Origin of the sequence: Klebsiella sp. CB_Kp196, from assembly GCF_040061575.1 — a bacterium.
Lineage (GTDB): Bacteria > Pseudomonadota > Gammaproteobacteria > Enterobacterales > Enterobacteriaceae > Klebsiella > Klebsiella michiganensis.
Genome location: NZ_JBEAFH010000082.1, coordinates 47,445 through 70,193 on the forward strand (window position 1 = coordinate 47,445; position 22,749 = coordinate 70,193).

23 protein-coding genes and 1 other RNA gene are annotated in these 22,749 nt (G+C 55.7%); 6 read left to right on the top strand and 18 right to left on the bottom strand.

Annotation, left to right across the window (positions count from 1 at the left end):
* Positions 1-15: 15 nt before the first annotated feature.
* From ABLU87_RS28255 to ffs, 3 genes are all read right to left on the bottom strand, one after another.
* Entirely contained in the window at positions 16-231 is a 216-nt protein-coding gene (locus ABLU87_RS28255) for a hypothetical protein (RefSeq protein WP_004129860.1), read from the bottom strand.
* Complete coding sequence (locus ABLU87_RS28260) at positions 228-485, bottom strand: hypothetical protein (protein WP_004848294.1); 258 nt, start codon at positions 483-485, stop codon at positions 228-230. The genes ABLU87_RS28255 and ABLU87_RS28260 overlap by 4 nt, the downstream gene beginning before the upstream one ends.
* A 304-nt stretch (positions 486-789) precedes the next feature.
* An RNA gene (gene ffs, locus ABLU87_RS28265) (signal recognition particle sRNA small type) lies at positions 790-886 on the bottom strand.
* A gap of 254 nt (positions 887-1,140) precedes the next feature.
* On the opposite strand from ffs, the gene ABLU87_RS28270 reads away from it, so the two are divergent.
* On the top strand, positions 1,141-1,548 hold the full coding sequence (locus ABLU87_RS28270; RefSeq protein ID WP_025107156.1) for a hypothetical protein: 408 nt from the start codon (positions 1,141-1,143) through the stop codon (positions 1,546-1,548).
* Positions 1,549-1,613: 65 nt separating this feature from the next.
* On the top strand, positions 1,614-1,925 hold the full coding sequence (locus tag ABLU87_RS28275) for an MGMT family protein (protein ID WP_025107157.1): 312 nt from the start codon (positions 1,614-1,616) through the stop codon (positions 1,923-1,925).
* A gap of 39 nt (positions 1,926-1,964) precedes the next feature.
* Here ABLU87_RS28275 and ABLU87_RS28280 read toward each other — a convergent pair whose 3' ends face one another.
* Positions 1,965-2,474, bottom strand: coding sequence for a YbaY family lipoprotein (locus ABLU87_RS28280; RefSeq protein WP_004848288.1), 510 nt, complete (start codon positions 2,472-2,474; stop codon positions 1,965-1,967).
* Between the two features lie 220 nt (positions 2,475-2,694).
* Here ABLU87_RS28280 and tesB point away from each other — a divergent pair, with 220 nt between their 5' ends.
* A complete protein-coding gene (gene tesB, locus ABLU87_RS28285; protein ID WP_004848287.1) occupies positions 2,695-3,558 on the top strand; it encodes an acyl-CoA thioesterase II in 864 nt (287 codons plus the stop codon).
* A 56-nt stretch (positions 3,559-3,614) separates the two neighbouring features.
* Here tesB and amtB read toward each other — a convergent pair whose 3' ends face one another.
* From amtB to ABLU87_RS28315, 6 genes are read right to left on the bottom strand one after another with little or no spacing between them, the layout of a single operon-like run.
* Positions 3,615-4,901: an ammonium transporter AmtB gene (gene amtB, locus ABLU87_RS28290; RefSeq protein WP_183129347.1), complete on the bottom strand. Its 1,287-nt coding sequence runs from the start codon at positions 4,899-4,901 to the stop codon at positions 3,615-3,617.
* A gap of 33 nt (positions 4,902-4,934) precedes the next feature.
* A complete protein-coding gene (glnK, locus tag ABLU87_RS28295; protein ID WP_004099573.1) occupies positions 4,935-5,273 on the bottom strand; it encodes a P-II family nitrogen regulator in 339 nt (112 codons plus the stop codon).
* Between the two features lie 13 nt (positions 5,274-5,286).
* On the bottom strand, positions 5,287-5,517 hold the full coding sequence (locus ABLU87_RS28300) for a hypothetical protein (RefSeq protein ID WP_004848281.1): 231 nt from the start codon (positions 5,515-5,517) through the stop codon (positions 5,287-5,289).
* Entirely contained in the window at positions 5,517-7,295 is a 1,779-nt protein-coding gene (locus tag ABLU87_RS28305) for a SmdB family multidrug efflux ABC transporter permease/ATP-binding protein (protein WP_025107159.1), read from the bottom strand. The genes ABLU87_RS28300 and ABLU87_RS28305 overlap by 1 nt, the downstream gene beginning before the upstream one ends.
* Positions 7,288-9,060 carry a SmdA family multidrug ABC transporter permease/ATP-binding protein gene (locus ABLU87_RS28310; RefSeq protein ID WP_025107160.1) on the bottom strand — a complete coding sequence of 591 codons (1,773 nt, stop codon included), beginning with the start codon at positions 9,058-9,060 and terminating at the stop codon, positions 7,288-7,290. Before ABLU87_RS28310 ends, ABLU87_RS28305 begins: the two co-directional genes overlap by 8 nt.
* 42 nt (positions 9,061-9,102) lie before the next feature.
* Positions 9,103-9,561, bottom strand: a complete 459-nt coding sequence (locus ABLU87_RS28315; protein WP_004135994.1) for an Lrp/AsnC family transcriptional regulator — start codon at positions 9,559-9,561, stop codon at positions 9,103-9,105.
* 115 nt (positions 9,562-9,676) lie between these two features.
* Here ABLU87_RS28315 and ABLU87_RS28320 point away from each other — a divergent pair, with 115 nt between their 5' ends.
* A complete protein-coding gene (locus ABLU87_RS28320) occupies positions 9,677-10,729 on the top strand; it encodes a PLP-dependent cysteine synthase family protein (protein ID WP_048261427.1) in 1,053 nt (350 codons plus the stop codon).
* Between the two features lie 46 nt (positions 10,730-10,775).
* Here ABLU87_RS28320 and cof read toward each other — a convergent pair whose 3' ends face one another.
* Positions 10,776-11,594, bottom strand: a complete 819-nt coding sequence (cof, locus tag ABLU87_RS28325) for an HMP-PP phosphatase (protein ID WP_014228185.1) — start codon at positions 11,592-11,594, stop codon at positions 10,776-10,778.
* 126 nt (positions 11,595-11,720) lie between these two features.
* Here cof and ABLU87_RS28330 point away from each other — a divergent pair, with 126 nt between their 5' ends.
* Complete coding sequence (locus ABLU87_RS28330; RefSeq protein ID WP_032748262.1) at positions 11,721-13,421, top strand: SgrR family transcriptional regulator; 1,701 nt, start codon at positions 11,721-11,723, stop codon at positions 13,419-13,421.
* Positions 13,422-13,487: 66 nt separating this feature from the next.
* Positions 13,488-14,183, top strand: a complete 696-nt coding sequence (queC, locus tag ABLU87_RS28335; protein ID WP_014228183.1) for a 7-cyano-7-deazaguanine synthase QueC — start codon at positions 13,488-13,490, stop codon at positions 14,181-14,183.
* Positions 14,184-14,382: 199 nt separating this feature from the next.
* Here the strand turns inward: queC and ABLU87_RS28340 are convergent, their stop codons facing one another.
* The 7 genes from ABLU87_RS28340 to clpP all read right to left on the bottom strand — a co-directional run bounded on the left by ABLU87_RS28340 (position 14,383) and on the right by clpP (position 22,546).
* Positions 14,383-14,784, bottom strand: a complete 402-nt coding sequence (locus ABLU87_RS28340) for a YbgC/FadM family acyl-CoA thioesterase (protein ID WP_004848264.1) — start codon at positions 14,782-14,784, stop codon at positions 14,383-14,385.
* A gap of 110 nt (positions 14,785-14,894) precedes the next feature.
* Positions 14,895-15,260: a helix-hairpin-helix domain-containing protein gene (locus tag ABLU87_RS28345; RefSeq protein ID WP_025107165.1), complete on the bottom strand. Its 366-nt coding sequence runs from the start codon at positions 15,258-15,260 to the stop codon at positions 14,895-14,897.
* A 148-nt stretch (positions 15,261-15,408) separates the two neighbouring features.
* A complete protein-coding gene (ppiD, locus tag ABLU87_RS28350; RefSeq protein ID WP_004848261.1) occupies positions 15,409-17,283 on the bottom strand; it encodes a peptidylprolyl isomerase in 1,875 nt (624 codons plus the stop codon).
* A gap of 213 nt (positions 17,284-17,496) precedes the next feature.
* The gene (gene hupB, locus ABLU87_RS28355) at positions 17,497-17,769 is read right to left on the bottom strand and encodes a nucleoid-associated protein HU-beta (RefSeq protein ID WP_002444653.1); all 273 of its coding nucleotides are present in this window, start codon (positions 17,767-17,769) and stop codon (positions 17,497-17,499) included.
* Positions 17,770-17,977: 208 nt separating this feature from the next.
* Positions 17,978-20,332, bottom strand: a complete 2,355-nt coding sequence (gene lon / locus ABLU87_RS28360; RefSeq protein WP_004099539.1) for an endopeptidase La — start codon at positions 20,330-20,332, stop codon at positions 17,978-17,980.
* Positions 20,333-20,515: 183 nt separating this feature from the next.
* Positions 20,516-21,790 carry an ATP-dependent protease ATP-binding subunit ClpX gene (gene clpX / locus ABLU87_RS28365; protein WP_004099538.1) on the bottom strand — a complete coding sequence of 425 codons (1,275 nt, stop codon included), beginning with the start codon at positions 21,788-21,790 and terminating at the stop codon, positions 20,516-20,518.
* Between the two features lie 132 nt (positions 21,791-21,922).
* Positions 21,923-22,546, bottom strand: a complete 624-nt coding sequence (clpP, locus tag ABLU87_RS28370; protein WP_003021624.1) for an ATP-dependent Clp endopeptidase proteolytic subunit ClpP — start codon at positions 22,544-22,546, stop codon at positions 21,923-21,925.
* Positions 22,547-22,749: the final 203 nt, after the last annotated feature.

The following is a 22,749-nucleotide window of genomic DNA, read 5'->3' on the forward strand; positions in this document are numbered from 1 at the left end:
ATTGCAATAGTTTCATTAATGCTGACGCGGGATCGGAAACCCTTTCAGAGAAATAATAAAGCCGTCTTCATCTTTTTTTATTTTTGCCCCTGTGTCACACCAGTCGGAGGCAATGCGAAAGAACTCATCGCTACCGATATTCCAGTTCAGGCGTACGTGCTTAACGTATCCGGAACGCAGCATATCGCAGGCTTCGCTATAGTTGCTGGCTGTAGAGAGTTGTTGTTTCATTTTTTCTTCTTCAGAATTTTACGTAATGCTTTGATTTCTTTAGGGGTTAATGGAGACGCTTCCTCTTCGGTATGCTGGCTATCGATATCTTCTTCCGAAACCCCCGCCTCGTCTGCTGATTCCGCTACCTGAAAGGCCAGCAGCAGCAGTTTCTCCGTAGCTGTTCCTAAATTTTCGTTATTTTCTTCCGCATACTGACGCAGCTTTTCTTTTAACTCGCCATCAATTTTTACGTTCAGAACCACAGTGGTCATAGTCACGCTTCCCGTGAAATAAAATCATCATATAATTAATACACGAAGTTAACATGCTGATCCAGAGATATATTTTTAGCTTATATCAAACAACATTTTCCCATGAATAATCTGCACGTTATATATGACAATAATATTTCAGTTAAATTTCAAATTTATGACGTAGTGAATTTTTTGGCATAAAAAATAGAGGGTTTAGAAACCAAAAATACTCACAATATATTTGTGGATATTAAATATGAAGGCTGAGGGAAACCATGGAATGAATGCGAATAGCGAGAGGGTACCCTGAAATGGGTGGGGGCCCTGCCAGCTACATCCCGGCACACACGTCGTCTGCTCTGGCTGCTTCCTTCCGGACCTGACCTGGTAAACAGAGTAGCGTTGCGGGAGAACCAACAGAGCCCCCATTGAGAGCGTTAGTTACCTAACGCGCTGGCGCATTATCCCTGCTGAACCCCTGAATTGCAAGCCGCCGGCGATTGGGTGCTGGTTTATTGCGCAAAGTCGCGTCTACAGCGGCTTCTCACCGTAAAATGGCCCCGATCCCCTTATGAGATTGCGAGCACACTCTCAGCGGAAATCCTCGCCAGCGGCCATAATGAGGCTTATCTACCGTCTTTTTTAATCAACGCACTGTCTCAATGGTATATGAATGAGTGAATCACCGCGTTTAATCACTACCCTGGCGATGCCGGCCATCGCCGAAGTGACCGTTTCCTTCCGCGGTTTAAACTTTCTGCGTCCGGAGGTCATCCTCGATTTTGTGACGATTAGCAATAATCAGCTGCTCGCCGTCACCCCGGTCGCGCTGCTCTACTCTACCGTCGGCGTCCTTCAGCACATTGAATTACGTAAACTCCCCATCGACGTCAGCGGTCGCGTGGTGTATCCGATATCAACGCTTAAGCTTCCGGCAATGCGCGCAAAGCTGGTGATTAACGCCCAGTCAAAACGCCTGAAGTTTCTCGAAACACTGCTGAGCAATACGGCGAATGAAAATGTTCATGGCATGCAGGTGCTGGGTCTGGCGCTGGAATTTACCATCGTTAAATCGGCCTGACCCGCTATCTGTACAGCCCGTCATACAACGCTTATCCTGAGCCTTTTCCGGCAACAGGACGTACTATGGATTCTCACGATACTTTTCCGCAGCGGGTCTGGCAGATAGTCGCCTCGATTCCAGAGGGATACGTTGCCACCTACGGCGACATTGCTCATCTGGCGGGTTCACCGCGAGCGGCTCGCCAGGTGGGCGGAGTATTAAAGCGCCTGCCGGAAGGATCGACTCTCCCCTGGCATCGGGTCGTCAACCGCCACGGCGATATCTCCCTTACCGGACCAGATCTGCAGCGCCAACGCCAGGCGCTACTGGCGGAGGGCGTCCAGGTTTCAGGCAGCGGACATATTGATCTCCAGCACTACCGCTGGATTTATTGAAGGCAAAAAAATGCCCCTGTAAAGGGGCATGGTGGGGAGTTACTGGGCAGCAGGAGCGCTGTTGTTCGCCACCGGCACCGCCGTTTGCTGAACCGGCACCAGCACCAGATCGGCCCGGTTACCGCCCTGGTTAATCACCGTCTGCACGGTATCGGTAATAAACATCAGCTGACCGTTAACGGTAATCGCCGCGCTGAGAAGAATGCGGGCATTAGGCTGAATTTGCGCCTGGTTATAGGGCAGGACAAAGTTAAACGGCGCCTGCTTCCCTTCGGTCCTTACCGCTTTTTGCGACAGCACGTGCGCTGGCGCATCGGCCAGAGACGCATCCGACAGGGTTACGGTCAATACCGCGTCCGGCGGTAACGCCACGCGCTGTCGAATATTGATGGTCCCGGATACGTTAGGCTGCTGCTGCGAGGAGCTTAGTGAGGCAATGCCATAAGGATCGGGCGCCGCCTGGTTCGCTGCATTGCTGTTGTGGTTGTTCGCACAGGCAGACAGCGTAGCCGCTACGGCTAAAGCACTTAACATATAGGCAAATTTCATTCTTTTCTCCTTTTCATCCCTTCTTTAACAGGAGTACATCCAGCCACAATCGGGGACAGGACATTAGTATCGTGAATAAGTGTGGCACAGATCTCAGATCTCTTCCTGGAAAAGAGCCCATATTCAGATTATTGAACCCATCGGACCACTTGCGATTCCAGGTTATACTTTGCCTCAATAACGCGCTGCGCCAGGCAGTCATCATTGATTGAGGATAACTATGAGTCAGGCACTAACCCATTTGCTGGCATTGTTAAATCTGGAAAAAATTGAAGAGGGATTGTTCCGCGGACAGAGCGAAGATCTGGGATTGCGACAGGTCTTTGGCGGCCAGGTAGTGGGTCAGGCGCTGTATGCGGCAAAAGAGACGGTGCCCTCAGAACGCCTGATTCACTCGTTTCACAGCTACTTCCTGCGTCCCGGCGATAGCCTGAAACCTATCATCTATGATGTTGAAGTCCTGCGCGATGGCAATAGCTTCAGCGCCCGCCGGGTGGCGGCGATTCAAAACGGGAAGCCCATTTTCTATATGACCGCCTCTTTCCAGGCGCCAGAACCCGGCTATGAACATCAGAAAACCATGCCAGCGGCACCCGCTCCGGACGCGCTTCCCTCCGAAACGGATATTGCCCGCAAGCTGGCCCACCTGCTGCCGCCGCAGGTCAAAGAGAAATTTCTCTGCGATAAACCGCTGGAGATTCGCCCGGTCGAATTCCATAACCCTCTGAAAGGACACGTTGCAGAACCAACGCGTCAGGTCTGGATCCGCGCCAACGGCGCAGTGCCGGAAGATCTCCGCACCCATCAGTCTCTGCTGGGCTACGCTTCGGATTTTAACTTCCTGCCCGTTGCCCTGCAGCCTCACGGCGTCGGTTTTCTGGAGCCGGGCATGCAGGTTGCCACCATCGATCACTCAATGTGGTTCCACCGCCCGTTCAACATCAACGACTGGCTGCTGTACAGCGTTGAGAGCACCTCCGCCTCCAGCGCGCGCGGTTTTGTCCGCGGCGAGTTCTACACTCAGGACGGTACGCTGGTGGCTTCCACGGTGCAGGAAGGCGTCATGCGTAATCGCAACGCATAAAAAAGCAGAGCCTCCCCGAGGGGAGGCTCTACTGCTTCAGGAGATAACCCGTTTTATCAGGCGTTGTAGGCGTTTTCGCCGTGGCTGTTTACATCCAGCCCTTCACGCTCTTGATCTTCCGGTACGCGCAGACCAACGGTCATATCGGCAACCTTGTAACCGATAAAGGCGACGACGCCGGACCAGACGATGGTGATACCGATGCTTTCCAGCTGTACCAGAACCTGATGGCCCATGGTGACGCCTTCCGAGTAGCCCACACCGCCCAGAGAAGTCGCGGCGAAGATACCGGTCAGGATGCAACCTACGATACCGCAGACGCCGTGGACGCCAAACACATCGCACGGGTCATCCACGCGCAGCCAGCGTTTCAGAACGGTGACGCCCCACAGACCCGCAAGGCCCGCTGCGATACCCACAATCAGCGAGCCGCCGACGCCAATATAGCCACAGGCCGGAGTGATGCCGACCAGACCGGCAATCGCCCCTGAACAGGCGCCCAGCAGTGACGGCTTGCCGCGGGTTGCCCACTCGCCGAAGGTCCATGCCAGGATAGCCGCCGCCGTTGCAACCACGGTGTTAACGAACGCCAGACCGGCAATTTCGTTCGCCGCGCTTGCTGAACCGGCGTTAAAGCCAAACCAGCCAACGTAGAGGATGGCGGTACCGGTGAAAACCATCGGCAGGTTATGCGGTTTGAACGCTTCTTTACCAAAGCCGACGCGTTTGCCCATCATGTAGGCGCCCACCAGCCCCGCGACCGCGGCGTTGATGTGAACAACCGTACCGCCGGCGAAATCAAGCGCGCCGTGCGTAGCCAACAGACCGCCGCCCCATACCATGTGCGCAATCGGCACATAAGAGAGCGTCATCCATACCACAACGAATATCAGTACCGCCGAGAAGCGAATACGTTCCGCCAGCGCACCGACGATCAGGCCAACGGTAATACAGGCAAAGGAGCCCTGGAAAGCAACGTGGATGTACTGATAGAAGCTCCCCATCAGCGCTTTCAGTTCAATATTTTTCAGCAGTACCCAGTCGAAGTTGCCGAAGAAGCTGCCGCCAGCGCCGAAGGCCAGCGTGTAGCCATAAACCACCCACAGTACGCAGACCAGCGCAAACGTCACGATGACCTGCGTCAGCATGGAGAGAACGTTTTTACCGCGGATCAGCCCGCCGTAGAACAGCGCGATGCCCGGAATCGTCATAAACAGCACCAGCGCGGTGCAAATCATCATAAAAGCGTTGTCGGCTTTGTCCGCGACCGCCGGTGCGGCCATCGCCAGCCCCGGAAGAAGAGCCAACGCTCCCAGACCTGTTTTCATTGTTGCTATCTTCATTGTTTCGTTCCCCATCACTGTGTGGTCTGAAAGTTACAGTGCCGCTTCGTCTGATTCGCCGGTACGGATGCGAATCACACGCTGCAGCTCGGCGACAAAGATTTTGCCGTCGCCAATCTTTCCGGTGTAAGCCGCTTTACTGATGACATCGACGACTTCGTCCAGCTGATCGTCGGCAATCGCGACGTCAATCTTCACTTTCGGCAGAAAATTGACGCTATATTCCGCGCCGCGATAGAGCTCCGCGTGGCCTTTCTGACGGCCGAACCCTTTAACTTCAGTGACCGTCAGGCCCTGAATACCCATTGAAGATAATGCTTCACGCACGTCTTCCAGTTTGAATGGTTTGATTACCACGGTAACCAGCTTCATAAGTCCCCTCCAGTCAGAATTCGGTAATGGCCGCAGCTAACACGTCTCTAATAAAGCAAGGGCTATGCCAGAAATGAAAAAGGACCGCCAGGCGGCCCTTTTTGAGGAGGAAGGAGAATAATTCGGCGGAAACGAAGCGGCAAAATGCCTCTTTTGCCTGAAACTGCACCATTTCAGTGCGCAGCTTGTGACGATTTTGCACCACCTCAGGCCGCGGCGGCGCCGCTGCCTGTTTATGGTGCATCAGGCGATAAGCGACTCTTCCTGCGCGCTGGCCGCCAGCTCTTCGCCAGCCAGCTGCAGCTGATACATCTGCCAGTAGCGGCCTCTGGCCGCCAGCAGCTGCTGGTGACTTCCGCGCTCAACGGCCTGACCGCGGTGCAGTACCAGGATCGTATCGGCCTCGACGATGGTCGATAAGCGGTGCGCAATCACCACCAGCGTGGTGTGCTCGCGCACCCGAGCCAGAGCCTGCTGAATCGCCTGCTCGGTACCGGAATCGATATTGGCCGTCGCCTCATCAAGAATCAGCACCTGCGGCGTATCGACCAGCACCCGCGCCAGCGCCAGCAGCTGTTTCTGGCCAACGGAGAGATTATTCCCCTGCTCGCCCAGCAGCGTATAAATACCGTTTTCCATTTCACGGGCCAGCGCCGCCAGCTGTACCGCTTCCAGCGCTTCCCACACCTGCTCTTCGCTGATGTCGCGACCGAGGGTGACGTTGGCATAGAAGGTGTCAGCCAGCACCACCGGATCCTGCTGCACCATTGCAATCCCCTGACGCAGCGCGCTGTGGCTTAAGGAAGAAAGCGGACGACCGTCGATGCGAATCTCTCCCTGGGTTAACGGGTAGTAGCCCATCATCAGGCTGGCCAGGGTGCTTTTACCGCTCCCGGTATGACCAACCAGCGCCACAAAGCTGCGGGACGGGATATCGAGATTAATATCCTGCAACACCAGGCTATCGTCGCGGTAGGCAAAAGAGACATGATCGATACTCATCGCCCCGCTGCGCAGCGGCTCGCTATCTTCACCCCACGCCTGACGCGGTTTGTCCATGAGCTCGAAGACGCGCTCGCCCGCCACGACCGCCTGCTGCAGCATTGACTGCTGGGTGGTCAGCTCGATCAGCGGCTCGTTCAGTCGCCCAAGATAGCTAATAAAGGCGTATAGCACCCCGACTTCGATCGTTCCGCTGCTGCTGAAACCAAACAGCATCAGCAGGCCGCAGAGAATTAATGAAGAGAACAGGCTCAGCAGTGGGCGCAGCAGGAAGCCGTCAAGACGCAGGGTTTGCATACGCGCCAGATAGTGGGCGTAGCTGGCCTCGCGCATCCGCTCGCCGAACCGCGCCTGCTGGCGGAACTGCTGGATGACGCCCATGCCGTTAATCACTTCATTAAAACCGTCGTTGATGTCCGCCAGCCAGGCGCGAACCCGCCTGACGATGGGCGTGCTGTAGCGCTGATAAATCATCATCACGATCAGCACCGCCGGGAAAATAGCGATAGCCACCAGCGCCATCCGCCAGTCAAGGCTGAACATCGCCACCAGCATCGCGCCAATCAAAGCGGCGCTACGCAGCACGGTCGCCACCACGGTCACGTAGAGATCGCGAATCACTTCGGTATCGTTGGTAACCCGCGAGATGAGCTGCCCGACCGGCTGCGTATCAAACTCGCTGAGCGGCTGACGCAGCGCGGCGTCCATCACATCGCTGCGCAGCTGCTGCACCACGCCGACCGCCGCGCGATTAAACAGCAGCGCCTGGCAATAATGCAGGCCAGCGGCAAGAAGTTGCAGGCCGATATAGGCCACGGCGAGACCGCAGACCAGCTTCAACGGCAGCGAGTGCTTCGCCACCATATTGTCGATAAAGTAGCTGATCAGCAGCGGGCCGCTGACTTCCGCCACCGCCGCAACCCACATCATGGCAACCGCTATCATCAGTGGTTTACGCCACGGGGAGCCGTAGGCCAGCAGGCGCTTTAAGGTCGGCCAGAGTTCAGTGAAACTACGCACCGGCGACCTCCTTATCTTCCTGCGGGACATCATCCAGCGCCGCTTCCAGCTGCTGATAACGGTACATATCCCGATACCAGCCCGGCTGCGCCGCCAGCGCCTCATGGCGACCGCGCTGGGAAATATGCCCGTGCTGCATCACCAGAATTTCGCTGGCCTCGGTCAACGCCGACAGGCGATGGGCGCTAATGATCACCGTCCGCCCCTCTCCCCACTGCCGCAGGTTATGCAAAATCTGGTGCTCCGTTCTGCCGTCCACCGCCGACAGCGCATCATCAAGGATCAGGATCTCCGCCTCCAGCAGCAGCGCGCGGGCGATGGAAATACGCTGTTTTTGCCCACCGGAAAGCATAACGCCGCGCTCGCCGACTTCGGTGTTATACCCCTGCGGCAGGCGCAGGATATCCTCATGCACGCTGGCAAGCCGCGCAACGTGCTCGATTTGCTCCTGCGTGGCGTCCGGTTTACCGAGGGCAATGTTGCTGGCGACGGTATCAGAGAACAGGAACGGTGTCTGATTAACCACCGCCAGACGTGCGCGCCAGCTATCCAGCTGTAGCCGGGTCAGGGGAACGTCGTGGAAGCGGATATCGCCTTCAGTCACGTCAAAGTGGCGCTGAATCAGCGCCAGAATGGTGCTCTTGCCGGAGCCGGTCGGCCCGCAAATCCCCAGCATCTGCCCGGGCTGGAGCGTAAAGTTGACCTTTTCCAGCGAGACCTTGTTCGCCTGCGGGTAGATAAACTCGCGCACGGCGACGCTAAGCGTACCGCGCCCTTCCGGCGTCGGCTCGCTGCCGTCGTTCACCACCGGCGCCTCCTCCAGCATGGTGCGAATGCGCGCATAGGCCGCGCTACCGCGCTCCACGATGTTAAACATCCACGCCAGCGCCAGCATTGGCCAGATCATCAGGCCGAGGTACATCACAAAGCTGGTGAGCTGACCCAGAGTCAGGCTGCCCTGGATCACCATCCAGCTGCCGCCGCCGATGGCCAGCAGGTTAGCGGTCCCGATAGCGATATAAATCGTCGGGTCAAAGCGGGCGTCGATACGCGCCACGCGCATGTTTTTCGCCCCGGTATCCGCGGCGTCGGCGGCAAACAGCGCCGACTGTCGGTCTTCGAGACCAAAGGCTTTGATCATGCGGATGCTGGTCAGGCTCTCCTGGGTGCGGTCGTTGAGGCTGGAGAAGGCCGCCTGCGCGACGCGAAAGCGTTCGTGTAATGCATCGCCGTTACGCTTAATCGCCAGCGCCATCAGCGGCATGGGCAGCAGCGCCAGCAGGGTTAACTGCCAGCTGATTTGCGTCGACATGACAATCAGCACCGCGCAGCCCATGACCAGCGAGTCAACCAGGGTTAATACCCCCTCGCCGGCGGCGAACACCACCCGATCCACATCGTTGGTGGCGCGAGCGATCAGATCGCCGGTACGGTGGCGCAGGTAAAAGGCCGGATGCTGGCGGCTGAGCTGGCGATAGAAATCCTCGCGCAGTTCGACGGCCAGCTGATAAGAGGCGCCGAAAAGCAATACGCGCCAGACGTAGCGCAGCAGATAGACCATCACCGCAATAACGACCAGCAGGCCGATCCACATCCACACCTTTTCCGCGGTGTAATGTTGTTTTGTTACGCCGTCAACCACGATACCCACCACCTTTGGCGGCACCAGTTGCAGAATGGCAATGACGATCAGCAGAGCAATAGCGCCGAGGTAACGACGCCACTCCCGGCGGAAATACCAGCTAAGTTGGGCAAATAATCGCAAGCAGTTAAATCCTGAGTGTGTAATTCGTAGCGGCTGATGCCGTTAATCAATCGGCAAGGCAGTGGTGTATTTTATCTGTTCCATGGCAAAACTCGAAGTGACATCCGAGAGCCCCGGCACGCTGTTAACCAGGCGTTTATAAAAATCATCGTAGTTCTTCATATCCGCCACCTGGACCCGCAACAGATAATCATACTCCCCCGCCATACGCCAGAAACCGAGAACCTCCGCCATCTGCGTGACTTCGCTGACGAAGCGGCAATACCAGTCGCTACTGTGATGCTGAGTCTTAATCAGCACAAACGCCGTCAGCCCAAGCCCGACCTTTTCCGCATCCAGCAGCGCGACGCGCCCACGCAGAATACCTTCATCTTCCAGCCGCTTCAGGCGCTTCCAGCAGGGCGTGGTGGTCAGATTAACGGCATCGGCCAGCGCCTGCAAAGAGAGGGTGCAGTCGGTTTGCAGTAAAGAAAGCAGCTTACGGTCAATTTTATCTAACATAGGGCACCTTGGGAGAAAAATTTACTCCATTCATTGTAATTGAAAGGCTAAATGGCAACAATTTTTCCTTCGATTTCCGCTAAGCTGGGCACAAAATGACAAACAGGAATTTGAGATGAACAGCGCCTGGGTTAAACACGCGATTAGTGAAATTAATGCCGATTATCAGCGTTCCGCCGACACGCACCTTATTCGTCTGGCGCTTCCGGGGTTCCCGGGGATCCAGCTCTACCTGAAGGATGAAAGCACCCATCCAACCGGTAGCCTGAAGCACCGCCTGGCCCGCTCGCTGTTTCTCTATGGTCTGTGCAACGGCTGGATTAAAGAAGGGACAACGATTATCGAATCCTCTTCCGGTTCGACCGCCGTCTCTGAAGCCTACTTCGCCCGTCTCTTAGGCCTGCCGTTTATCGCCGTGATGCCTTCCTGTACGGCAAAACGTAAAATTGAACAAATTGAGTTCTACGGCGGCCGCTGCCATTTCGTCGATAGCGCCTGCGAAATCTATGCCGCCTCCGAAACCCTGGCCCGCGAGCTGAACGGCCATTATATGGATCAGTTTACCTATGCCGAACGGGCGACCGACTGGCGGGGAAACAATAATATCGCCGACAGTATCTTCCGTCAGATGAACCACGAGCCGCATCCGCAGCCGTCGTATATCGTGATGAGCGCGGGCACCGGGGGCACCTCTGCCACTATCGGACGCTACATTCGCTGTCAGGGCTACGATACACAGCTGCTGGTGGTTGACCCACAAAACTCGGTGTTTATGGACTACTGGCAGAGCCGCGACGCCAGCCTGCGCAGCCCGGTCGGCAGTAAAATTGAGGGCATCGGCCGCCCGCGCGTCGAACCGTCGTTTATTCCCGACGTGGTCGATGAGATGCTGCGGGTACCGGATGCCGCCAGCGTCGCCACCGCGCTATGGCTGGAAACGCTGCTCGGACGTAAGGTCGGCGCCTCCACCGGCACCAACATGTGGGGCGTACTGCAGCTGGCCGTGCGGATGCGCGAAGAGGGGCGCACCGGCTCTCTCGTCACGCTGCTGTGCGACAGCGGTGAACGTTATCTGGAAACCTACTACAACCCGCAGTGGGTAGCGGCCAATATTGGCGATATCTCCTCATGGCAGGCACAAATCGCCGACATGCTGCAGGCAAAATAAAAGAAGCCAGATATCACAGGATATCTGGCTTGCTGGCAGGGTCTCTTTATTCGGGGGAATAAGGAAGATCGGGATTATCCAGCCAATGAGTCAAAAAGTGGGAGACGGCCTGATGACGGCAGTCGCCAATAACCGGTAGATGTGGGAGTTCCGCTTTCAGCTGATTCATCGCATTGCCCATAATCACGCCGCGCCCGACGCTGCCGAGCATTTCCAGGTCGTTCATGGCGTCACCGAACGCCATACAATCCTGCATCGTCAGCCCCAGATGCTGGCTTAATACCGCCAGCGCCGCGCCTTTGTTACAGCCGCCAGGCAACACTTCAAGGCAATCCATCGCCGAAAAACAGAGATCCGCTCGGCCGCCCAGCGCTTCACTCAGTTGAAGCCTTAGCCGCCGCAAATCGTCATGATCGCCGCAGAAGCAGATTTTAGTGACCTGATGCGCCGGCATTCGCTTTGGATCGTACAGCTGATAACGAAAACCGCTAAAGACGTGCGCTTTCAGTAATTCCGGGATCGCCTGCCCGGTGTACCAGCCGCCGTCGTTAAAGAAATGCATACTGGCCGTGGTTTCCCAGGCGCTGTGCAGCACCTCTTCCGCCACATCGGGAGCCAGATCGCGGCGATACAGCTCCTCACCTTCCAGAGAGTGAATGCGCGTCCCGTTGCCGGTGATTAAAAACGCATCCAGAGAGAACTCGCCGATAACGTGGCGCATTTCCAGAGCATGACGACCGGTGGCGAAAGTCAGGGTGATATCGCGATCGCGCAGACGTTTGAGCGTCGAAAGCGTTTTTTCTCCCAGACGATGGTCCGGCATCAGTAGCGTACCGTCCATATCGAATGCAGCCAGTCTTGCCATCTTCTGCTCCCCAAATCGTGGTGGATTTTGCTTGTGTTGCAGTATTGCCTGAGATATACGGAAGTAATAGTGAATAGATAAATTTTATTGTTCCGGGTTTACCAATCTACGCAGGATTACACAGCGATGAGGCTATTAAACCGTCTGCATCAGTACCAGCGACTCTGGCAGCCCTCCGCCGGAGAGCCGCAGCAGGTAACCGTCGGCGAGCTGGCCGAACGCTGCTTTTGCAGCGAACGCCACATTCGAACCCTGCTACGTCAGGCGCAAGAGTCCGGCTGGCTAAGCTGGCAGGCCAGCTCCGGTCGCGGAAAGCGCGGGCTACTCCAGTTTTATAAAGCGCCGGAAGCGCTGCGCAATGAGATGATGGAGCAGGCGCTGAATAAAGGGCAGCAGCAAAATGCCCTCGAACTGGCCCAGCTGGCGCCGGTGGAGCTTAAAGCGCTGCTTTCCCCCTTTCTCGGCGGCCAATGGCAGAACAATACGCCGACCCTGCGTATTCCTTACTACCGTCCGCTGGAGCCGCTGCGCCCGGGTTTTATGCCGGGACGCGCGGAGCAGCACCTGGCCGGGGAGATATTTTCCGGTCTGACCCGATTTGATGCGCAGAGTACCTGTCCGATAGGCGATTTAGCCCATCACTGGGAGGTGTCGCCTGACGGCCTGCGCTGGCACTTTTATATTCGTTCTACCCTGTTCTGGCACAACGGCGATCCGATTAAAACCTCACAGCTGCAGCAGCGGCTCCTGATGCTGCTGCAGCTGCCTGCGCTGCGCACGCTGTTCGCCAGTATCAGCGAAATTAGCGTCACCCACTCCCAGTGTCTGACTATCACCCTGCATCGCGCCGATTACTGGCTGCCGTTCCGCCTTGCCAGCTACTGCAGCGTGCTGGCGCATCCTGACGATCCGGCGATCGGCAGTGGACCGTTTCGCCTGAAGCGATTTACTCCGGACCTGGTGCGGCTGGAAAACCATCAGCGCTATCATCTCACTCACCCGCTGCTGCAGGCCGTGGAATACTGGATCACGCCGCAGCTGTTCGAGCAGGATCTGGGCACCAGCTGTCGTCATCCGGTACAGATAACCATTGGCGATCCTGACGAGCTGACCAGACTACGTCAGGTCAGCAACAGTATTAGCCTCGGCTTTTGCTATCTGACGCTGCGCCAGAGCCCTCGTCTTAACAAAGCGCAGGCGCAAAGGCTGGTCTCGCTGATTCATCGCTCCACCCTGTTAGAAACCCTGCCGCTGGATGAGGATCTGATCGCGCCCAGCAACGAAGTATTGCCGGGTTGGTCTATTCCGCAGTGGCCTGAAAATCATAGTACCCCTCTGCCCGAACGGCTTACGCTGCTCTATCACCTCCCCGTAGAGCTACACGCTATGGCGGATCGGCTTCGTCAACGGCTGGCGGAACTGGGCTGTGAGCTGACGATTATTTTCCATGATGCGAAAAACTGGGATGGCTGCCAGCAGTTTGCACAGGCGGACCTGATGATGGGCGACCGCCTGATTGGCGAAGCGCCGGTCTATGCGCTGGAGCAGTGGCTACGCTGCGACGTGCTGTGGCCTAATTTGCTGACCGGGGCGCAATATGCGCATCTCCAGGCGACGCTGGATGCCGTTCAGGCCTTACCGGACGAACGCAGCCGTAGCGAAGCGTTGCGCAACGTCTTTAACAGTCTGATGGACGATGCCATCATGACGCCGCTGTTCAATTATAATTATCGCATCAGCGCGCCGCCGGGGGTCAACGGACTACGGCTAAACGCGCGCGGCTGGTTTGATTTCGCCAGCGCCTGGCTACCGGCCTCTGCGCCGTGACGGGGCTGGTGGTCACGTTCATCAGGCGCTACCATATGCGCCTCACTTCGATTGTCAGGAATTACCATGAAACGCGCCGTAGTTGTCTTCAGCGGAGGACAAGATTCGACGACCTGCCTGGTGCAGGCTCTGCAACAGTATGATGAAGTGCATTGCGTCACTTTTGATTATGGCCAACGTCATCGCGCGGAGATTGACGTTGCTCGCGAACTGGCGCTAAAGCTGGGGGCCGTGGCCCATAAAGTCCTTGATGTCACCCTGCTTAACGAACTGGCGGTCAGCAGCCTGACCCGCGATAGCATTCCGGTTCCGGATTATGAACCGGACGCCAGCGGCATTCCGAATACCTTCGTACCCGGGCGCAACATTCTGTTTTTAACCCTGACGGCCATTTACGCGTATCAGGTGAAGGCGGAAGCTATTATCACCGGCGTTTGCGAGACCGACTTTTCGGGCTACCCGGACTGCCGCGACGAGTTCGTGAAAGCGCTGCACCATGCCGTCAGCCTCGGTATGGCGAAAGATATTCGCTTTGAGACGCCGCTAATGTGGCTTAATAAAGCCGAAACATGGGCCCTGGCCGATTACTGGGGCCAGCTCGACCTGGTGCGCCATGAAACCCTTACCTGCTATAACGGCATTAAAGGCGACGGCTGCGGGCAGTGCGCCGCCTGTAATCTTCGCGCCAACGGGCTGAGCCAGTATCTGGGCGATAAAGTTGGGGTGATGACGGTGATGAAGCAGAAAACCGGGCTCCAGTAACCGGTTACTTCCCGACGGCGTGGCGGGATCGCAGGCGGCTCACGATGCATAGCCCGGTCAGATACGCAGAAGCGCTTTCGGGGAAGTTCTGCCACTTTCTGTGCGCCTGCCCGCGCTACCGGATCGCAGACAGCTGAGGAAAAGTAGCCCGGACAGGTGCGCAGCACCGCCTCCGGGACATCCCCCTCCGGCTGGCCTGTTAGCGAGGCTCAAGCTGCTCCAGCTTCTCCCGCAGTTCGCCCTCAAGCGGCAGCGCTTTCTGCGTTTTTAGATCGATACAGACAAAAGTGATAAGCGCATCGGCGACCACTTCGCCATTAGGGTTGAGGGTGACCACCTGGCTTAACGTCCCGCTTTTTCCGTTCAGCTGTTCGAGCTTGCTGGTGACGGTTAATACATCGCCTAGTACCGCCGGTCGGCGGTAGTTGATATTGATATTGACCACCACAAAGGCGATGTTGCGAGCGGTCATCCAGTGGAAGGCCGGGCTGCTTTCCAGGCCATCCCAACGCGCTTCTTCGAGAAACTCCAGATAACGCGCATTGTTAACGTGCTGATAGACATCCAGATGATAGCCGCGAACTTTGATTTGTGTCTGCATAGCGCAAATGCCTTATCTTTAATTGTTGCTTTGAGGTCAGAGGTCACACCACTGGCATGACCTCTTCAGTCTGGCAAATAATGACGACTGTGCAAACTTTCGCTGAAAATTTACAGCTTCAGATGTGACAGATTTCTCTCTACCAGCGAGTTGCCCATTCCGGGCACCTGCTTAAGATCGTCAACGGTTTTAAATGGCCCGTACTCTTCGCGATAGCTCACTATAGCCTGCGCTTTCTTCAGGCCGACGCCATTCAGCGCCTTAGCCAGCTCTTCCGCGCTGGCGTTATTGATACTCACCCTGGTGCCTTCACTATCCGCCGCATTTAACGCATCCGGCGCTTTTGCCTGCGGCGACTGCACGCTTTCCTTTACCGGCGCCGACGCTTTGCCGGCAGAAGGCGCCGCCTGCGCTATCTGACTCCCCGCCGCGCAAACCAGTACGGCGGCAATAAGCGTTTTCATTCCTCGTTTCATGCTGTTATCTCCTTGTTTGTAGACAGCAAGGTCACGATAGCGACGAAGGAAAAAGAGTACAAAAGGCAAAATGCAGAAATGGAAAAGGCCGCGAAAGCGGCCTTTGAGAATGACATTACGTTACTTGCTTTTGCGAAGCAGCACGTAATTATTGTTGCTGATCGATAATGTCGCCGAGCTTAATTTTCGCCGCTTTACGCAGGTTGCTCATCAGCGCTTCGAAAGCGATCTGGGCGTTATTCTGGGTGATCCCCTGAATCATCGCTTTTTTCTGCTCTTCCGGCATCGTACCCGCTTTCACTTCGTCCAGCGCCAGCAGCACCACGTTGCCCTGCAGATCGGAGCCCACGCCGTAGCTTGGCTTACCCGCCTGCGGCAGCGGAAGTGCAAAGACAGACTGGCTCAGCGCTTCCTGACCGGTGCGTGACAGCGTCTGCGGCGCACCAAAGCTCAGGCCTGCGGCTTTCATCGCTTCATCGCCTTTGCCCTCTTTCAGGGCCGTCAGCAGCTTGTCGGCATCCAGCTTCGCCTGCTGTTCCGCTTTCGTGTGCTTAACAATATCGCTCACCTGCGCTTTAACATCCGCCAGCGGTTTCACCGCTTCCGGTTTATGCTCGCTGATGCGCAGAACAAACGCACGATCGCCGTCGACGGTGATGATATCGGAGTTGCTGCCCGGCGTGCCGTTTTCGCCCACCAGGCCGCCGTTGAAGATAGCTTCAGAGACCGGCTTGAAATTCAGCTCTTGCGGCAAGCTGTCGCGGCCAAACCAGCCGGTTTCAACCACTTTAAGACCGGCAACCTGGGCTGCGCCCGCCAGCGACTCGTTATCGTTGCTCGCCGCATCGCTCACTTTCTGCTGCAGGGCATAGTACGCATCCAGGGCTTTTTCCTGCTTCACTTTCGCCGCAATATCGTCGCGAACCTCAGCCAGCGGTTTAACCTGTGCTGCCTGAACATCGTCCAGACGGGCAACCAGGAACCCAACGGAGGATTTAATTACGCCAGAAAGCTGGCCTTTTTCTTTCAGACCGGCCTCTTTCAGCTCTGGCACGGTCGCAGCATCTTCCAGCCACCCCATATCACCGCCGCTGCGGGCAGAGATAATGTCGGTTGATTTTTCTTTGGCCAGCGTGGCGAAGTCAGCGCCTTTCTTCAGCTCATCAAGCACCGCCTGCGCATCCGCTTCGGTTTTGGTCTGGATGATGCTGTAGCGGTTACGCTGCGGCTGAGTGAACTGATCCTGATGCTGGTCGTACCATGACTGAATTTCTTCGTCAGAGACGTTTTCCTGCATGCTGGCAGCGTCCAGCTTGATGTAGCTGACGCGGAACTGCTCAGGCGCCATAAAACGCGCCTGGTTCTGCTGGTAGAACGCGTTGATTTCATCGTCGGTAGCGGTTTGCTTTGCCGCCAGCGCGTTCACGTCGAGAGTGGCTTCACGGACGACGCGCTGTTGAGAAACCAGCGCCGCCAGCTGGTCGGATTCGCCCGGCAGCATAAAGTCGGTACCGGCTACGGCGTTGATCAGCTGCTGAGTCGTCAGCTGATTACGAAGCGCCTGCGCGTACTGATCCGTCGTCATCCCCATCTGATTAACAATACGGCTGAAGCGCTCGTTATCAAATTTGCCATCCGCCTGGAAAGCCTGGGTCTGGAAGATAGCCTGCTTCACCTGGTCGTCGCTGATGTTGAGACCCAGCTCACGGGCATACTGATCGAGCAGCGCCTCGTCAATCAGACGGTTCAGCACCTGCTGACGCATGGTCTTCATGTAATTTTCATTGGCCGCCAGTTCTGAGAACTGGTCGCCAAGCTGCTGCTGCATGCGATTACGCTCGCTGGCAACGGCATTTTCAAACTGTGCGCGACCAATCTCCTGGTCATTAACTTTTGCGGCATAGTTGTTACCACCGCCAATCAGGTAACCACTCACCCCGGTCAAAATGAACGAGACGATAATGATACCGAAAATAATCTTGAGCACGACGCTGTTGGCGGCCGTGCGTAGGTTGTCCATCATGGTGTAACAACGCTCCGCTGTAGATGACTTTAGCTCGCGCAGCATAGCATGTGATGGCCGCCGCGCGTGAGGACGTATTTTGACAAGAAAACGGGGTGATTGTCAGCCCACAAGTGCGTATAAAGTCACATTAAGTCTCATTCTGGCAAATAAAAAAGGCACATCTTACGATGCGCCCTTGTACTTCGTCACAGACCCCAGTGGGGAAGTCGATCAGTTTACCGCGTCTTTCAGCGCTTTACCTGCACGGAAACCCGGTACTTTAGCAGCAGCAATGGTGATTTCTTTGCCTGTTTGCGGATTGCGACCGGTACGGGCAGCGCGCTCTTTAACAGCAAAAGTACCAAACCCTACCAGCGCAACGTCATCCCCAGCCTGCAGAGATTCAGTAACAGAAGCGATTAAAGCATCTAACGCACGTCCAGCTGCGGCTTTAGAAATGTCCGCACCGGCAGCAATTTTGTCAATCAGTTGAGATTTATTCACTGTTCTCTTCCTCTCTTTATAATTTATATCGCACCAGAATCCTTCGTGGCGCGACCGCGCAGCAGTTATATCAGGACTGTCATGCCCTTACAACAGAGTTGTAATTGACCCCCCTGCCAGCGATCTAAGTTAGCTACACAAAAAAAGGCTGGCAAGTACGAATTTACTTACCAGCCCTATTTTTCTTAGCGCAATTTGCGCGAAATCACTATTTTGCCGTGACGACTTCCATACCAAACGGCTCGTTCTGCAGTGCAAGTGCCAGAACTTCCTCGATTCGTTTCACCGGATGGATATCTAAATCGGCGATAACGTTATCTGGAATTTCTTCAAGGTCACGTTTGTTTTCATCAGGAATCAGAACAGTCTTAATGCCGCCGCGGTGCGCGGCCAGCAGTTTTTCCTTCAGACCACCGATTGGCAACACCTGGCCACGGAGGGTAATTTCCCCGGTCATCGCCACATCGGCGCGCACCGGATTGCCCGTCAGACAGGAAACCAGCGCGGTACACATCGCGATACCTGCGCTTGGGCCATCTTTCGGCGTAGCGCCTTCCGGTACGTGCACGTGAATATCGCGTTTTTCGTAAAAGTCTGAGTTGATACCCAGCTTATCCGCACGCGAACGCACCACGGTCAGCGCAGCCTGGATGGACTCCTGCATCACCTCACCCAGTGAACCGGTATAGGTCAGCTTACCTTTGCCCGGAACGCAGGCGGTTTCAATGGTCAGCAGATCGCCGCCCACTTCCGTCCATGCCAGACCCGTCACCTGACCCACGCGGTTTTCGCTATCCGCCCGGCCATAGTCATAGCGCTGCACGCCAAGGAAGTCATGCAGGTTGTCGCCGTTAATCTCGATGTGCTTCAGCGATTTATCCAGCAGCAGCTGTTTTACCGCCTTACGGCACAGTTTCGAGATTTCGCGCTCCAGACCACGCACGCCCGCTTCACGCGTGTAGTAGCGGATAATGCCGATAATCGCGCTGTCATCTACCGTCAGCTCGCCTTTTTTGAGCGCGTTACGCTCAATCTGTTTTGACAGCAGGTGGCGTTTGGCGATGTTCAGCTTCTCATCTTCGGTGTAGCCGGAGAGACGGATCACTTCCATACGATCCAGCAGCGGCGCCGGAATGTTCATGGAGTTGGAGGTCGCGACAAACATCACGTCGCTGAGATCGTAATCCACTTCCAGATAGTGATCGTTAAAGGCCACGTTCTGTTCCGGATCCAACACCTCCAGCAGCGCCGAGGCCGGATCGCCGCGCATGTCCGAAGACATCTTGTCGATCTCATCCAGTAAGAACAGCGGGTTTTTAACGCCCACTTTGGCCATTTTCTGGATCAGTTTGCCCGGCATTGAGCCAATATAGGTACGACGGTGACCGCGGATTTCCGCTTCATCGCGCACGCCGCCCAGCGCCATACGCACGTACTTACGTCCGGTGGCTTTGGCGATGGACTGGCCGAGAGAGGTTTTACCGACCCCCGGAGGCCCAACCAGGCACAGGATCGGCCCTTTGAGCTTGTTAACACGGCTCTGCACCGCGAGGTACTCAAGAATACGATCCTTCACGCGCTCGAGGCCGTAGTGGTCGGTGTCGAGGATCTCCTGAGCCTGACGCAGGTCTTTTTTGACCTTGCTGCGGGCGTTCCACGGTACCTGCACCATCCAGTCGATGTAGCCGCGAACGACGGTTGCTTCCGCCGACATCGGGGACATCATTTTCAGCTTCTGCAGTTCCGCTTCGGTTTTCTCTTTTGCCTCTTTCGGCATTTTCGCCGCGTCGATCTTACGCTTCAGCGCTTCGTTCTCGTCCGGGGCGTCGTCCATCTCGCCGAGCTCTTTTTGAATGGCTTTCATTTGCTCATTCAGATAGTACTCGCGCTGAGATTTCTCCATCTGTTTTTTCACGCGGTTGCGAATGCGCTTCTCAACCTGCAGCAGATCGATTTCCGACTCCATCATCGCCATCAGATATTCCAGACGTTCGTTAACGTCGGACATCTCCAGCACGGACTGTTTGTCCGCCAGCTTCAGCGGCATATGCGCAGCGATGGTATCCGCCAGGCGCGCCGGATCGTCAATGCTATTCAGCGACGTCAGCACTTCCGGTGGGATTTTCTTGTTCAGCTTGATGTAGCCTTCAAACTGGCTGATGGCCGTACGAACCAGCACTTCCTGCTCGCGTTCGTCAATGGCCGGCGATTCAAGATATTCAGCCTTCGCCGAAAAATGCTCGCCATTATCAGACAGCGCAGAGATGCGCGCGCGCTGCAAACCTTCGACCAGCACTTTGACAGTACCGTCCGGTAGCTTCAGCATTTGCAAAATAGACGCCACGGTCCCGACGGTGAAAAGATCGTTTACACCCGGCTCATCCGTCGAGGCTTCTTTCTGCGCAACCAGCATGATTTTTTTATCATGATCCATGGCTGCTTCGAGGCAACGGATAGATTTTTCCCGCCCTACAAACAGGGGTATGACCATGTGCGGATAAACCACCACATCGCGCAACGGCAATACGGGGATTTCAATGCGTTCAGAACGCTCAGGATTCATAGAGCTCTCTCTTAGTTTAAAGTCCGCCAGGTAGCCGACGACGCAACTCAACGACGCGTCGCCGTTAATATGTAAACCAGTATATGGGGATGTATTCCATACATTCAACGGCGGGAATGCAGGAAAAATAAAAGGGGAGATAAAATCCCCCCTTTTTGTTAACTGCTTGAGCAAAATGGTTAATTATTCACCAGATGCCTGCTGCGCTTCCGGTTTGCCGTAAATCAGCAGCGGCTTGCTCTGGCCATCGATAACTGAAGCGTCGATGACCACTTTTTCTACGTCTTCCATTGACGGAAGATCGTACATGGTATCGAGCAGCGCGGCTTCAACGATAGAACGCAGACCGCGAGCCCCGGTTTTACGCGCCATCGCTTTCTTAGCGATAGCGTCCAGCGCTTCGTCGCGGAATTCCAGCTCAGCGCCTTCCAGGCTGAACAGCGCCTGATACTGCTTGGTCAGGGCGTTTTTCGGCTCTTTGAGGATCTGAATCAGCGCTTCTTCGCTCAGCTCGCTCAGGGTCGCCACAACCGGCAGACGACCGATGAACTCAGGAATCAGGCCAAACTTGATCAGATCTTCCGGCTCAACCTGAGACAGCAGCTCGCCTTCGCTGGCTTTGTCAGACTTCGCCTTGACCGTCGCGCCGAAACCAATACCTGAACCGGTTTCAACACGGTGGGAAATGACCTTATCCAGACCGGCAAAGGCGCCGCCGCAGATGAACAGGATCTTAGAGGTATCAACCTGCAGGAACTCCTGCTGCGGATGCTTACGCCCGCCCTGCGGCGGAACCGCGGCAACGGTACCTTCAATAAGCTTCAGCAGCGCCTGCTGCACGCCTTCGCCGGAAACATCGCGAGTGATCGACGGGTTATCCGATTTACGGGAAATTTTGTCGATTTCATCAATGTAGACGATACCGCGCTGGGCTTTCTGTACGTCGTAGTCGCACTTCTGCAGCAGCTTCTGGATGATGTTCTCAACGTCTTCACCCACGTAGCCGGCTTCGGTCAGGGTGGTGGCATCCGCCATGGTGAAAGGCACATCCAGCAGGCGCGCGAGCGTTTCCGCCAGCAGCGTTTTACCGGAACCGGTCGGCCCGATCAGCAGAATGTTACTTTTGCCCAGTTCAACGCCGTTGCTGGTGTCGCCATTGCGCAGACGTTTGTAGTGATTGTATACCGCCACCGCCAGCACTTTTTTCGCCGGCTCCTGGCCGATAACGTAATCGTCCAGATGATGGCGAATTTCGTGCGGCGTCGGCAGCGCGCTGCGCTCGCGATGCGGCGCAACTTCTTTAATTTCTTCGCGAATGATGTCGTTACATAAATCAACGCATTCGTCGCAGATATACACGGATGGCCCGGCGATTAGCTTACGCACTTCATGCTGGCTTTTGCCGCAAAAAGAGCAGTACAACAGTTTGCCCGAACCATCTTTGCGTTTATCTGTCATGAGTCCAAACCTCTTATTAAGTTCTTTGTGCCGCACACGACGACGCAAATGCCATTCTCAGGCGCAAACCGCTGTGAAGCGTTGTGCCGCCCTCTTTCAAACAAGTATAGCGGCACCCTTGCGCCTGGGGCATCAATTACGATGAGTCAAAATAGAGTCAACGAGGCCGTATTCCACTGCTTCTGAGGCAGACAGGAAGCGATCGCGCTCGGTATCGCGCTCGATCTGCTCAAGGGATTGACCCGTATGATGTGCCATCAGTTCATTCATGCGACCTTTCACTTTCAGGATTTCGCGGGCGTGGATTTCGATATCCGTCGCCTGGCCCTGGTAGCCGCCCAGCGGCTGGTGAATCATCACGCGGGAGTTCGGCAGGCAGAAACGCTTGCCTTTCGCCCCGGCGGTCAGCAGGAACGCGCCCATTGAGGCCGCCTGGCCCATACAAATGGTGCTCACGTCAGGCTTGATGAACTGCATGGTGTCATAGATAGACATCCCGGCGGTAATCACCCCGCCCGGAGAGTTAATGTACAGATAGATATCTTTTTCCGGGTTTTCCGCTTCCAGAAACAGCATCTGCGCCACGATCAGGTTAGCCATGTGGTCTTCTACCTGGCCGGTCAGAAAAATGACGCGCTCCTTGAGCAGACGGGAGTAAATATCAAATGAACGTTCGCCGCGTGAGGTCTGTTCAATGACCATCGGCACCAGGGCCATATGGGGTGCAAAGTTGTCTCGTTCGCCACTGTATGACATTTCCGTCTCCTGGATTAATTTGAAAAAAACCGCTGCACTGATTGTAACCTTACGGACGGATTATCAGCCAGAATTTCTGCCGTCGGGCAGAAGTGCATAGATGCACGCTTCATTACGGCGCATGATTATGCCAATGCAGTTACGTCTCCCGGTTATGGGGATGACGTCGCCATAATTCAAGCATAACAATCTTTTGTCGTAAC

Excerpts from the sequence above, each read along its gene's own strand:
- ABLU87_RS28280 (WP_004848288.1), bottom strand. The coding sequence starts at position 2,474 with ATGAAATTTGCCTATATGTTAAGTGCTTTAGCCGTAGCGGCTACGCTG.
- ABLU87_RS28300 (WP_004848281.1), bottom strand. The coding sequence starts at position 5,517 with ATGCACCATAAACAGGCAGCGGCGCCGCCGCGGCCTGAGGTGGTGCAA.
- ABLU87_RS28320 (WP_048261427.1), top strand. The coding sequence starts at position 9,677 with ATGAACAGCGCCTGGGTTAAACACGCGATTAGTGAAATTAATGCCGAT.
- ABLU87_RS28270 (WP_025107156.1), top strand. The coding sequence starts at position 1,141 with ATGAGTGAATCACCGCGTTTAATCACTACCCTGGCGATGCCGGCCATC.
- ABLU87_RS28260 (WP_004848294.1), bottom strand. The coding sequence starts at position 485 with ATGACCACTGTGGTTCTGAACGTAAAAATTGATGGCGAGTTAAAAGAA.
- amtB (WP_183129347.1), bottom strand. The coding sequence starts at position 4,901 with ATGAAGATAGCAACAATGAAAACAGGTCTGGGAGCGTTGGCTCTTCTT.
- tesB (WP_004848287.1), top strand. The coding sequence starts at position 2,695 with ATGAGTCAGGCACTAACCCATTTGCTGGCATTGTTAAATCTGGAAAAA.
- lon (WP_004099539.1), bottom strand. The coding sequence starts at position 20,332 with ATGAATCCTGAGCGTTCTGAACGCATTGAAATCCCCGTATTGCCGTTG.
- clpP (WP_003021624.1), bottom strand. The coding sequence starts at position 22,546 with ATGTCATACAGTGGCGAACGAGACAACTTTGCACCCCATATGGCCCTG.
- queC (WP_014228183.1), top strand. The coding sequence starts at position 13,488 with ATGAAACGCGCCGTAGTTGTCTTCAGCGGAGGACAAGATTCGACGACC.
- glnK (WP_004099573.1), bottom strand. The coding sequence starts at position 5,273 with ATGAAGCTGGTTACCGTGGTAATCAAACCATTCAAACTGGAAGACGTG.
- ABLU87_RS28340 (WP_004848264.1), bottom strand. The coding sequence starts at position 14,784 with ATGCAGACACAAATCAAAGTTCGCGGCTATCATCTGGATGTCTATCAG.
- ABLU87_RS28315 (WP_004135994.1), bottom strand. The coding sequence starts at position 9,561 with ATGTTAGATAAAATTGACCGTAAGCTGCTTTCTTTACTGCAAACCGAC.
- ABLU87_RS28275 (WP_025107157.1), top strand. The coding sequence starts at position 1,614 with ATGGATTCTCACGATACTTTTCCGCAGCGGGTCTGGCAGATAGTCGCC.
- cof (WP_014228185.1), bottom strand. The coding sequence starts at position 11,594 with ATGGCAAGACTGGCTGCATTCGATATGGACGGTACGCTACTGATGCCG.
- clpX (WP_004099538.1), bottom strand. The coding sequence starts at position 21,790 with ATGACAGATAAACGCAAAGATGGTTCGGGCAAACTGTTGTACTGCTCT.
- ppiD (WP_004848261.1), bottom strand. The coding sequence starts at position 17,283 with ATGATGGACAACCTACGCACGGCCGCCAACAGCGTCGTGCTCAAGATT.
- ABLU87_RS28255 (WP_004129860.1), bottom strand. The coding sequence starts at position 231 with ATGAAACAACAACTCTCTACAGCCAGCAACTATAGCGAAGCCTGCGAT.
- ABLU87_RS28345 (WP_025107165.1), bottom strand. The coding sequence starts at position 15,260 with ATGAAACGAGGAATGAAAACGCTTATTGCCGCCGTACTGGTTTGCGCG.
- ABLU87_RS28330 (WP_032748262.1), top strand. The coding sequence starts at position 11,721 with ATGAGGCTATTAAACCGTCTGCATCAGTACCAGCGACTCTGGCAGCCC.